An 11,841-nucleotide genomic window follows, 5' to 3' on the forward strand; every position below is an offset into this window, starting at 1 on the left:
CCATATTCCCTGTATGCTTTTACCAGCATCCGACATTGCACTGCCTCCTTCACATCATGCACCCTCAAAATATCCGCACCATTCATTAATGCTATAGTGTTCAGAACCGTTGTTCCGTTCAAAGCGTTGCCGGGCGCTGTATTCAATATTTTATTTATCAACGATTTTCGTGAGACCCCAACCATGACCGGATGCCCCATGATCCTGAAAACAGAGAGTCCGGCCAGCAAACGATAATTATGCTCAATTGTTTTTCCGAAACCAAAACCCGGATCTAGAATTACCTGGCTTATCCCTTTACTGTGCAGTATTCCAATATTGTGTTCGAAAAAAAAGCGAACGTCTTCAAGTACATTGCTATAAACCGGGTTGTCCTGCATAGTTTTTGGCTTTCCTCCGGTGTGCATCAAAACATAAGGCAAGCTGAGTTCCGCGATGGCATCAAACATTTCTTCATCAAAACTTCCGCCTGAAATATCATTGATCATATCTGCGCCATTACCTGCGGCTTCCCGGGCAACCTGCGAGCGGTAAGTGTCTACTGAAATGAATGTGCCCGGAAATGCCTGCCTGATTGACCAAAGAGCAGGGATCAGCCTTTCGAGTTCGGTAGCAGCATTGATTTCTTCGGCGCCTGGCCGTGTTGACATGGCCCCCAGATCTAATATTTCAGCGCCTTCCTGAATCATTCGTCCAGCCGTTTCAACTGCTTCCTGGATGCCTGGGGCGCGGCTATTTTCGAAAAACGAATCTGGTGTCAGATTGATTACACCCATGATTACTGGGTTTAGAGTTTCGATTTTCCGATCCGGCGAAATTAGTAACACGGCTTCTGAATAATTATGTATTTTTATCGCATGAAATCAGCAGGTTCGGATTGAATTAACAGTTTTCCTTAAAATGAGCGATTGTAATTCAAAACCCCCTGAAATCCATATTCTTGTATAATAGTTAAAAATCCCGCTAAGATACAAATTTTATGAAGTGCCAAACTCAGGCCATGTTCAATCCTTATATGATTCAGTGCCACAAGGATTTTTCGAGCAAAAGGCTGGATGATGGAACTGCAAGGCGCTTCCATACTTCCTTTTCGCTTAGCGGTCAGATTTTTATGAAAACCCTGCCCTTTAAGGACTACCAAAGGCTAACGACTACATCTGAAAAAGTTGTTGCCGGTTTCATTGATAAAATCAAATATTACATTTTTGCGTTAATAATACCGGATGAACCAGAACCAGATAATCTACTTTTGTATTGCATTTAACTAACTGCACTCTATTTATGAAGATACTCAGAACGCTTTCCCGCTTGTTTGTTGGCGCTGTTTTTATTTTTTCAGGATTCGTTAAAGGCGTTGATCCATTGGGCATGGCCTTTAAAATTGACGACTATCTGCTGGCTTATGGCTTCGACTTCTTGTTGCCTTATTCCCTTGGCTTGTCCATTCTTCTCAGCACTATTGAGTTTTCGCTGGGCATACTGCTGGTATTAAATGTGAAACCAATAAAAGCAACATGGCTGTTATTGCTGATGATGTCGTTCTTTACTTTACTTACATTGTACGATGCCATTTACGAACCAGTGGCCGATTGCGGCTGTTTTGGCGACGCGATAATACTTACCAACTGGCAAACATTTTATAAAAATGTAGTGCTCATGGTTCCAACAGTTTTACTTTTTGTGCAAAGGAAAATACTTACATCGCAATTTAATCCCATCGGCGAATGGGCTATTACAGCAGGAGTGCCACTCCTGTTTCTCTGGTTTTCGTTGGTAAACTATAACAACCTGCCCATGATTGATTTCCTTTCGTGGAAGGTTGGAAGCGATATGGCCCCGGATCGCAATGAACCTTTGCAGTTTTATTTAACCTATCGCAATACCGAAACCGGCGAAGAGCAGCAGTTTCTTTCACCCAATTATCCCTTCGATGACCCGGAATGGCTCGCAAAATGGGAATTTGTTTCTCAATGTATGGTTGATCCCAATCCACCGCCACCGCATAATCTGCAGATATTGGATGCCGGATTCAACGATGTTACAGAAACATTTCTTCATAACCCCGATTTCCAGTTTATACTTGTAATGTGGGATGTGGACAATGTTAAAAAAGATCCACTTCAAAAAATGAACGATTTTTATGAAAAAGCTGACGCCGAGGGGCATAATTTCATTGCAATTGCGCCTGATCTTGAGCAAGGCAATGCATTGGCATCAGAACTTGGGCTTCGGTATGAATTTTACTTTGCCGATCATGTAGAACTCAAAATTATGATCCGATCCAATCCAGGTTTAATCTTGTTGCGTGATGGTGTAGTGCTGGGCAAATGGAGCCATAAAAACTTCCCGGAATATGAGGAACTGCGATTGATAGTTGAGAATTGAGTCCAACTTGAATAATATTTTTAAGCCACGAATACACGAATGAATTCAATTCAAAATGCATACATTCAAAAATATCATTTGAGCAGATAGATGATTTTACAAATAAAGCCTTTGCAGAGTGTCCTCAAAAGTGATAATTAAAGAAAGCCTGGCGTATTAAGATTGTACAATGTTAAGATTTATCATTCGTCGTATCTTTTATGGGTTCTTTGTATTGTTGGGTGTGATTACCATTGTGTTCTTCCTTTTCAATATCTTGCCTGGCGATCCGGCCCGGATGATGATGGGGCAACGTGCCGACATAGCCTCTATAGAAGCCATTCAGCGCGATCTTGGCCTTGATCGCCCGGTTCGGGTTCAGTATTTGAATTTTCTGAACGATCTTTCACCAATATCATGGTACAACCGCCATGATGAAAGCAGTTTCTGGTTTCTGGATAAGCATAAATACGAGTCTTCTACTGTGCTGGTTCCAACAGGCAAAGAGGGCGCCATAGTGCTGAAAAAGCCTTACCTGCGGCGTTCGTACCAAAGTCAGCGAACGGTTACCGATATTATTGGCGAAGCTTTTCCGAACACTGCTTTGTTGGCAATTGTCGCCATTACATTTGCGATGCTTGCAGGCATCGTGATCGGGATTTTCTCGGCCCTGAAACGCGACACGCTCTTCGATAGCTCTGCACTTGTACTTTCGGTGCTTGGCATGTCGTTGCCATCTTTTTTTGCCGCCATCCTTTTTGCCTGGATTTTTGCTTACCTGCTGGGCGATATTACCGGGCTGAATATGGTGGGGAGCCTCTACGCTGTTGACGATTTTGGCAGGGGAGAGTACCTTGAACTGAAAAATCTCATTCTTCCGGCGATTGTACTTGGCATTCGTCCGCTGGCTGTGGTAGTGGAGCTTACAAGAAATTCACTGCTTGAGGTGCTGTCGCAGGATTATATCCGTACCGCTTACGCCAAAGGATTGAGCAGGTTTCGTGTGATCACAAGACATGCCCTTCGCAATGCTCTGAACCCAATCATTACGGCGGTTTCCGGATGGTTCGCATCATTGATGGCCGGAGCTGTGTTTGTGGAATACGTATTTGATTGGAAAGGCCTGGGCGTTGTGATTGTTGATGCACTGGAACAATACGATTTTCCGGTGATTATGGGCGCTGTTCTTTTTATTTCGGTTTTACTGATCCTGATTAATATCTTTGTAGATATTCTTTATGGATGGCTCGATCCAAGGGTGAGGGCGAATTGAAGGAAGTGCAGCGGCAGTTGGCAGTGGCAGTAGGCAGCCTACAATTAATTAAATTTCACTCAACGTTGAACCTCGAATTTTGAATCTTGAATTTTGAATCTGGAACCAGTCACTTCGATCCGTCACGGCGGGACAGGCAAGCTCAGTGACCGAAACCTTGAACTTTAAACCTTGAACAAATAAATAAACTTATGAGAACAAAAATCGTAGCCGGAAACTGGAAAATGAACCTTGAATTTAATGAGGCTGAAGAATTGCTTACCGGAATTTCAGAACAATTGGAAGCCGAAGGACTGCCTGATGTAACCGTAGTTATTTGCCCGCCGGCAGTATATCTCGAAATGGCCAATGATTTCGCTGAGGATGGCGGGTTTTATACCGGCTCCCAGAACCTGAGCGATAAAGCATCCGGAGCATATACCGGGGAAATTTCTGCCGCCATGATACAATCAGTTGGCGCTGACTTTGTCATTGTTGGACACTCCGAGCGCCGCGCTTATTTTAATGAAACCGATGAACTGTTGAAGGCCAAAGTCCTTCAGGCCATCAAACATGACCTCGTTCCCATTTTTTGTTGCGGCGAAGTACTGGAAGAAAGAAACAAAGGTTCGCATTTCGATGTTGTGAAAAGACAGTTGGACATTGCGCTGTTTGATCTGAGCGAAGAAGATTTTGGCAGCCTGGTAATTGCCTACGAACCTGTATGGGCCATTGGCACCGGCGTTACCGCCTCACCGGAGCAAGCCCAGGAAATGCATGCCTACATCCGCAAACTGGTTGCTGAAAAATATGGCCTGGAAGTAGCCGAAGAAACCACAATCCTTTACGGTGGCAGCTGCAACGAAAAAAACGCTGCTGAACTCTTTAGCCAGGCCGATGTTGATGGAGGCCTGATCGGTGGCGCTAGTTTGAAAGCCGAATCGTTTATTGGGATTATTAAAGCGTTTAATTAACTAGGCCGGGATTTCAGAAGCTTGTTTCTTTCTCTCATTTATATGTTAAAGCATATAAAATAAAGGTTCCGGATAAAATTATATCCAATTGCAACTAGTTCAGGTTTAGAAAACTGCTTTTAATGAGTTGCTTGGAAGATGATGCAAGCAAATAGGACCAATAGAATAAGACGGCACACAACAGCGCGCTTGCCTCAAATTGGGATGCGGGTGTTTGGTGGATTGAAAAAATGAAGCAACTTTGTATGGACATTTGTTAGTTGCCATCAATGCTAAAAAACAATAGATCAACATGAGTAAACTAGTAAAAATCATTTTGGGTCTTTGCCTACTTATTTCCCAAACAGGAATTGGACAAATAACAACTGAACCATGTGACAAAATTAATTTCACACCAATTTCTTCTAAACCATCCTTGGAGAGTATGCTTGCTGGAGTGAAATATGCTTTGATATTATATGAGCCCAAAATAGAAGGACCCAATCCTGCATATAGTGCTCTTTTCGAAATCTTAAAAGCAATGGGGTTTGAAAGTGTTGAATATATGGAAGAAGATTATGAAAGCCCGATGCATTTTTGTGAAGAAATCTGGACATTCATTTCGTTTGATTTTAAATTACAGAACTTTAGCAACATCAAATGGCATTTTGTAAGCCCTTGTAATACAACTTATAGGTGGCAATTAAGTAGTGATAAAATTGTTAGAGATGGTTTATATGACAATCTAAAATTCAGCTTTTACAATGTGTTTAGAGAAATGCAGCAATACAAAAAAGACCCGTTTAACTCATATTTCAGAATAGAACCGCCCAAAAGACAAACTTGTTGGACAGAAGCAAAATTTAAAAGCCATATATTATCTAATGGTTGCGACAAAATAGAAGGAATTTATGAAAATTCTGCAAGTGCATCACAAAAGGCAAAATATAAGGTAGCTATTCGCAAAATAAATGGAGTTTATCATCTGATTTATTTATCAGGTGCCAAAAATTCGGGAAATTGGAGTGAAGGGGAAATAAAGGCAATTTTGGAACAAACTGCAACTCCAAATTTCTATAAGGCGAAATGGATAATGGCTAACAAATCAGAGAACAACGAGTTTTATATTTCATTTGAAAACGGCATGATGAATGTAATCAGCCCAGAAGGTAGTAAAGATCTCTATATTAAGTTGTTCCCTACTAGCTCTGACAACATTAGAAACTCACCTTCTGAACTTGCAGGTTCGGGCACAGGGTGGGCAATTTCGTCGGACGGATATATTGTTACGAACTATCATGTTACGGAGGGAGCAAAATCAATTAAGGTTCGTGGGGTAAATGGAAACTTTTCAAAATCATATTCGGCAAAAGTTGTAGTAGAAGACAAAAATAACGATTTAGCTATCATAAAAATTGAAGATATGGGATTTTCGTCACTTGGAACAATTCCTTACGTAATTTCACCTAAATCCTCTGACGTTGGGAGTTCAATTTTTGTTTTGGGATATCCTTTAAGAGCTACAATGGGTGATGAAGTGAAATTAACAAATGGCATCATAAGTTCCAGATCAGGTTTTCAAGGTGATGTAACATCTTACCAAATGACCGCACCAGTCCAACTTGGTAATAGTGGCGGCCCTTTGTTTGACAATAATGGAAATATTATTGGTGTAATAAATGCTAAACACGCTGGTGCTGAAAACGCCTCTTATGCGATTAAATCTTCTTATTTACTAAACCTAATTGACATAATTCCTTCTCCTCCCAAACTCCAAACTATAAGCACAGTTTCAGGGAAGCCATTAACTGAACAAGTTAAGATTTTGAAAAAGTTTACTTACATAATAGAACTCAATCAATGACAAAAATAAGCACCAGTGGTAACAGCATGTATTTGGAAATAGCCTGTTAAGTGTTTGTAACGGGTTATAAAGGATGCCAGAAGTACAAACGACAACATTAGTCATAAACAACACCTAGGTCAAATGAATAGAAATCGGATGACAGACATTGAAATCGTTCGAGAAGTAATTGAACTCTTTGTAGTAGATTATTTTGAGACGATTGAAATGTCAGGAACTGTTAAAGCTGAAAAAAGAGATAGCATTAACTATTTAAGAATTGACTTGACGGATTTAGTAGAGGACAAAAACCTTGACAAGCTACATCATTCTTTAATTAAGTATCTTAGAGATTGGGTGCAAAAATGCTCTATTAACTTTAATGACTTCGTGTCCATATCTAGGTTAACTATTGAATATATACTTCCCGTAAAGGATGGAGTTAATCAAAATCAATCTAAGCATGTAAAACTCCTAGATCTACCAGCCTATTATTATCAAGCAAACAAAAAAAATTATGAAAAACCCTATTCATGGCTTTTACTCAAGGTCTTGATTATTTGGCACAACACACTTTTAAGAAATACTATTATTACACTTCTACCTACTATACTATTAATAGTAATAAGTGTCTACAAAATTCGTACTGACATAGAATTTCATGAACGCCTTGTTAAGTCGTACGACTACATAAATATTGCTAGTGGAGTTATCGCATCCTTTGTCCTTGGCTTTTTAATAAACAAAGTAATTACTATTCGACAAGATAAACTGAAATATACAAGAGCAATAAGAAATCTTTCAAACAAACTAACTTATTTCAGAAATATTTGCTTTAATCTTACCAGAGACCATGGTTTTTGGAAAGAAGGAAATAAATATTATAAATCGTATGAATATGCCAATTCAATAAAGCATGACATTACCTTCGAAGAGTATTATTATCCAAACTATGATAACACTATTGACTATGCCAGATTTAAATCCTTCTACAGAAGAGATATGTACAATAATGTTGTTTCATTGGTCCTTCAACTTCACATGATGGCTGACGATTCATTTTTGCGCTCAGGATTGTCATATACAAAGTTTCCACCTAACCACATTTACGCTCATGACGAGATGAAAAACTTCACTCTATTTTGTGACACAAATCAGATTTGGTATTGCTGTTCTGAAGCAAAGATTTTTCCTGACAATTTTGACAGTTCATACCACATCAAAGAAATAGTAGAAGATATTAATCGAATTTATCCGAAGAAAAAAATAGAAAAGCTTTCAAAAGACAGGTTAGAAGAAGTAAGTCTGGATTTCCAATATAGAATTATTCCTAGTCTCTTCAATCTAACAAGAATTGTTGATTTGAACTTACCATTATCTATTCGTTATTTCTTAACAACCTTTACATTGCTTCTGGCATTTGGGTTAATAATTCCATCACTGACTTATATATTTATTGGCAACACTTTTGCTTTTTTAAGTCTCTTTACTGTAATTGGAATTATAGGACACATATTGCTTACCCTTAAAACGATTTTAAAAACTGAAAATACTTTAGACAGGAAATATGACTATCTATAATTTGTTTACCAGTGGGTAAGCGGGCATTCCACTCCAAAGATCTTTTAAAGCTGAATTTAGCGAAAGTATTATTGGTTCTCTGAAAAACAGTTTCAGTGTTCATTGAATTATTTCAGATTGTACCTAAAAGACCTTAAATACAGAATTATAATAGCATAGCGCGCAAATCTTTTTTTCATATGTTTGTACCAACCTCATCTCAAACCCTCCCATCATGTACCATCTCAAAACAATTGCTATTATCATCTTCTTAATCGCTGTAGCTACATTACATGCGCAATTGCCCTGGACAAGGATTTCACCTGCTCCCCAGGAGCATTGGATCAATGAAATAATCCGGATTCCGGGAACTGACCGGCTGATGGCCGCTTGCGAAGGCTCTACCATTATGATGTCGGATGATGACGGGGAAACCTGGGATCTGATGATGAACCCGGCCGGAATGAACATTCAGATCACCTGAAAAGGAGGATGGTTAGCACTTAGTTGCAGCCTTGCAGAATCAATAACTCAGGCCTTTAAGATGGCACTAAATTAATAAGGAGGAGTGGTGTTTTTTGTATTTTTGTTAAAATTTTATATTATGACAACAAATGAGTTAAGACATAAGCTTATCAATAAAGTAAAAGAGCTTGACGATGAAAGCATTTTACATGATTTAATTCGTTTAATTGATGATAGCACTTATGATACTGAAATATACCGTTTAAGTGACAATCATAAAAAGGCCATTAACATAGCCATTGACCAGATTGGAAAGGGAGATTATTTAACCAATGAACAATCAAATAAGCAAATTGACGAATGGCTAAACAAATAATCTGGTCTAAACTTGCCCATAATGATCGGTTGAACATACTTGATATTTGGGTAAAAAGAAATAGGTTTGCTACATAGAGTAAAGACTAAAGCAAATTTTCAACTAATGTGACTTACCATCTAAAAAACAATTTGAAATAGAAAAAGCGAATATCTTTTAATTATAATCTTACCCGTAAAGGGAAATCAAACAACTGAAATGAAAATATATATTTTTCTTGTTTTGCAGTTAATTGCAATCATTTCCTTTTGTCAATATCCAACTTGGATTATATATGACACATCAAACTCCGGGTTACCAAGTAATATGGTTAGGGTGATTGAAACCGACAACAATCAAAATAAGTGGATTGGAACGTATTCTGGTGGATTGGTAAAATTTGATGGGAGCTCCTGGACTGCTTATAACGCGACAAACTCAGGATTACCAAATAACAATGTGATTACAATAGCAATCGATAGTTCTCAAAACAAATGGATTGGAACTATGGGTGGTGTTGCAAAATTCGATGGCAATGATTGGATAATCTTTGACACAGGTAATTCTGATATTCCTCACGATTACATTTATAGTATTTTCATCGATAATTATCAAAATAAATGGATTGGAACATTTAATGGTCTTGCAAAATTTGACGACGTCAACTGGACTGTTTATAAGACCTCGAACTCAAACATCCCTGTTAACGATATTCGGGAGATCACTGCAGATAGTTTTGAAAACCTGTGGATTGGTACTTATGGTGGTGGAATAGCAAAATATAATGATACAAGTTGGGTATCATATAATTCTTCAAATTCTGGAATTCCTTGCAATATTGTTTATAATATTGCAATTGACGCTGACCAAAATAAATGGATAGGAACTGCTGCATCTGGGTGTGGACTTGTGAAATTCGATGATGCAAACTGGTTTGTTTTTGATACCACTAGCTCGGGCATTCCTGAAAACAATATTGGACAGATCGCTATTGATAGCAATAATGACAAATGGATTTGTACAGTTGGAGGTGGAATCTCAAAATTTAATGATTTTGAATGGACTACTTTGGATACTGTTAATTCAGATTTGCCCTCCAACATAGTCTGGGCTGTAAAAATAGATGCGTATGACAATAAGTGGATTGGCACAGCAGAAGGATTAGCAGTGTATAACGAATTTGGAATTGTTGGTATTAATTGTGAAGCTTCCATTGCGACATTAGAACCAATTATCTTCCCAAACCCAGCAACTGACAGGCTGACAATAAGTTTTAAAAGAGATGAGTCAAGCGAAGTTAAAATCTCGATTTTTAATTTAACTGGTCATCAAATTGAACAATACAACACTCGTGGAGCTTCATCAATTATTGATGTTAGTAGCTTTGCGAAGGGAATTTATTTATTAATGATTCAATCTGAAAATAGAATTTTTAAAAGAAAATTAGTAATCCAATGATAAACAAACTGAAACTAAAATACTACCTATAATTACAAGTCCTCAAAGTGGTCTGCAAAGCCTTCCGAAATCTTCACCCACTGACTATTAGTTAGCGATCAGGCAAATGGCAACAACCTTCTTGTTTTATTTGTTACTTACTTTGCAATAATTTAATAACAGAACAAAATCAGAAAATTATGGACAAAGCAGAACAAACCATGATTGACAACCTGAAGAAAAATACAGGCAAATCGCTGGAAGAGTGGATTGTAATCGTTCGAAATAAAGGTTTCGAAAAACATGGAGAAATTTTAAAGTTTCTGAAAGAAGAGCACGCGTTCACACATGGATTCGCAAACCTGGTTGCGCTCAAATCAAGGGGAACTGATGCCGGATCGGCAACAAACCAGGACGACCTGATCACAAGACAGTATGTAGGAAAAGAACACTTTAAGCCACTGTATGACATGTTGATGAAAGAAATCCAACAGTTTGGCGATGACGTTGAGATTGCACCCAAAAATGCTTATGTGAGTTTGAGAAGGAAAAAGCAATTTGCCATGCTGCAGCCCGCAACCAAAACCCGCTTTGAAGTTGGAATTAATCTCAAGGGGCAGGAACCAAAAGGCAAACTGGAGGAAATAAAGACGTCAAATGCAATGTGTTCGCACAAAATTAATCTAAGCGATACTAATAGCATCGATGCAGAAGTTATAAGCTGGATAAAAACTGCCTACGACAACGCAGGGTAAAAGAACTTGCCAACCTAATGAAGTACAAAGAGATCACAATACAAATCGCTGAAGACGAAAGCCTGCGGGAAAAACTGATGGCTGTGCTCCTCGGCATTGGCTACGACAGTTTCATGGAAACCGAAAAATCCATTGCCGCTTACATTGAAATCAATCTGTTTGACGCGAACAAGCTACAGGATATTTTACAGGATTTTAAGGGAAAAGCAGTAATCGAAAAAACTGAGGATTTAGCCGATCAGAACTGGAACGCTATCTGGGAAAGTGGTTATGAGCCAGTAGTTATTGAAAACAAATGCATGATAAGAGCGCCTTTTCATGCGAAACCAACAGGGATGGAGTTTGATGTTGTGATCCAGCCCAAGATGTCGTTTGGCACTGCCCACCATGGCACAACCTATCTGATGATCCAATTGATACTTGAAAACGATTTCAAAGGCAAACGTGTTTTGGACATGGGTTCGGGAACCGGGGTGCTGGCTATCATAACTTTAATGAAAGGCGCTGCACAAGCTGTGGCCATTGATAATGATGAATGGGCCTACAACAATGCAATAGAAAATTGCGAATTAAACGGAATTAAAAATATTGACGTTATCTTTGGTGACGCATCAGCAATACCGGGAGGGACATATAATGTAGTGCTGGCGAATATCAACCGCAACATTTTACTTGATGATATTCAGCATTATAATCTATATCTCGAAGAAGGTTCCATGATTTACCTGAGCGGTTTTTACGAACCGGATCTGAAAATCATCATTGCTGAAGCCGAAAAATCTGGCTGGAATTTTGTTGAACATAGACTTCGAAACGAGTGGGTCGCGGCTATTTTCAGGAAAGGATAAAAGCCGCCA

At 38.8% G+C, this 11,841-nt stretch carries 12 protein-coding genes; 11 read left to right on the forward strand and 1 reads right to left on the reverse strand.

The features are described from left to right. Positions 1 to 776, reverse strand: a 776-nt coding sequence (gene folP / locus IH597_06390) for a dihydropteroate synthase (protein ID MBE0662079.1), incomplete at its 3' end; no start/stop codon positions are given. A 203-nt stretch (positions 777 to 979) separates the two neighbouring features. Here folP and IH597_06395 point away from each other — a divergent pair. The 11 genes from IH597_06395 to prmA all read left to right on the forward strand — a co-directional run bounded on the left by IH597_06395 (position 980) and on the right by prmA (position 11,832). Beyond that, a complete protein-coding gene (locus tag IH597_06395) occupies positions 980 to 1,264 on the forward strand; it encodes a hypothetical protein (protein MBE0662080.1) in 285 nt (94 codons plus the stop codon). 17 nt (positions 1,265 to 1,281) lie between these two features. Continuing rightward, the gene (locus tag IH597_06400) at positions 1,282 to 2,385 is read left to right on the forward strand and encodes a DoxX family protein (protein ID MBE0662081.1); all 1,104 of its coding nucleotides are present in this window, start codon (positions 1,282 to 1,284) and stop codon (positions 2,383 to 2,385) included. A 169-nt stretch (positions 2,386 to 2,554) separates the two neighbouring features. Next, on the forward strand, positions 2,555 to 3,637 hold the full coding sequence (locus tag IH597_06405) for an ABC transporter permease (GenBank protein MBE0662082.1): 1,083 nt from the start codon (positions 2,555 to 2,557) through the stop codon (positions 3,635 to 3,637). Positions 3,638 to 3,828: 191 nt separating this feature from the next. Next, positions 3,829 to 4,590, forward strand: coding sequence for a triose-phosphate isomerase (locus IH597_06410; protein MBE0662083.1), 762 nt, complete (start codon positions 3,829 to 3,831; stop codon positions 4,588 to 4,590). 292 nt (positions 4,591 to 4,882) lie between these two features. After that, positions 4,883 to 6,433 (forward strand): serine protease, encoded by a 1,551-nt coding sequence (locus IH597_06415; GenBank protein MBE0662084.1) that lies wholly within the window; start codon positions 4,883 to 4,885, stop codon positions 6,431 to 6,433. A gap of 138 nt (positions 6,434 to 6,571) precedes the next feature. Beyond that, positions 6,572 to 7,993: a hypothetical protein gene (locus IH597_06420; GenBank protein MBE0662085.1), complete on the forward strand. Its 1,422-nt coding sequence runs from the start codon at positions 6,572 to 6,574 to the stop codon at positions 7,991 to 7,993. A 214-nt stretch (positions 7,994 to 8,207) separates the two neighbouring features. Next, on the forward strand, positions 8,208 to 8,456 hold the full coding sequence (locus IH597_06425; protein ID MBE0662086.1) for a hypothetical protein: 249 nt from the start codon (positions 8,208 to 8,210) through the stop codon (positions 8,454 to 8,456). 120 nt (positions 8,457 to 8,576) lie between these two features. Then, positions 8,577 to 8,813: a hypothetical protein gene (locus IH597_06430; protein MBE0662087.1), complete on the forward strand. Its 237-nt coding sequence runs from the start codon at positions 8,577 to 8,579 to the stop codon at positions 8,811 to 8,813. A 198-nt stretch (positions 8,814 to 9,011) separates the two neighbouring features. Then, positions 9,012 to 10,250, forward strand: a complete 1,239-nt coding sequence (locus tag IH597_06435) for a T9SS type A sorting domain-containing protein (GenBank protein ID MBE0662088.1) — start codon at positions 9,012 to 9,014, stop codon at positions 10,248 to 10,250. Between the two features lie 179 nt (positions 10,251 to 10,429). Further along, positions 10,430 to 10,984, forward strand: coding sequence for a DUF4287 domain-containing protein (locus tag IH597_06440; protein MBE0662089.1), 555 nt, complete (start codon positions 10,430 to 10,432; stop codon positions 10,982 to 10,984). Between the two features lie 17 nt (positions 10,985 to 11,001). Beyond that, positions 11,002 to 11,832, forward strand: coding sequence for a 50S ribosomal protein L11 methyltransferase (gene prmA, locus IH597_06445; GenBank protein ID MBE0662090.1), 831 nt, complete (start codon positions 11,002 to 11,004; stop codon positions 11,830 to 11,832). Positions 11,833 to 11,841: the final 9 nt, after the last annotated feature.

It is taken from the genome of Bacteroidales bacterium (assembly GCA_014860575.1).
GTDB lineage: Bacteria > Bacteroidota > Bacteroidia > Bacteroidales > JAAYJT01 > JAAYJT01.

What these genes read in the sequence shown, in the direction of transcription:
- IH597_06395 (MBE0662080.1), top strand. Translation starts at nt 980, where the DNA reads ATGAAGTGCCAAACTCAGGCCATGTTCAATCCTTATATGATTCAGTGC.
- IH597_06400 (MBE0662081.1), top strand. Translation starts at nt 1,282, where the DNA reads ATGAAGATACTCAGAACGCTTTCCCGCTTGTTTGTTGGCGCTGTTTTT.
- IH597_06405 (MBE0662082.1), top strand. Translation starts at nt 2,555, where the DNA reads ATGTTAAGATTTATCATTCGTCGTATCTTTTATGGGTTCTTTGTATTG.
- IH597_06410 (MBE0662083.1), top strand. Translation starts at nt 3,829, where the DNA reads ATGAGAACAAAAATCGTAGCCGGAAACTGGAAAATGAACCTTGAATTT.
- IH597_06415 (MBE0662084.1), top strand. Translation starts at nt 4,883, where the DNA reads ATGAGTAAACTAGTAAAAATCATTTTGGGTCTTTGCCTACTTATTTCC.
- IH597_06420 (MBE0662085.1), top strand. Translation starts at nt 6,572, where the DNA reads ATGACAGACATTGAAATCGTTCGAGAAGTAATTGAACTCTTTGTAGTA.
- IH597_06425 (MBE0662086.1), top strand. Translation starts at nt 8,208, where the DNA reads ATGTACCATCTCAAAACAATTGCTATTATCATCTTCTTAATCGCTGTA.
- IH597_06430 (MBE0662087.1), top strand. Translation starts at nt 8,577, where the DNA reads ATGACAACAAATGAGTTAAGACATAAGCTTATCAATAAAGTAAAAGAG.
- IH597_06435 (MBE0662088.1), top strand. Translation starts at nt 9,012, where the DNA reads ATGAAAATATATATTTTTCTTGTTTTGCAGTTAATTGCAATCATTTCC.
- IH597_06440 (MBE0662089.1), top strand. Translation starts at nt 10,430, where the DNA reads ATGGACAAAGCAGAACAAACCATGATTGACAACCTGAAGAAAAATACA.
- prmA (MBE0662090.1), top strand. Translation starts at nt 11,002, where the DNA reads ATGAAGTACAAAGAGATCACAATACAAATCGCTGAAGACGAAAGCCTG.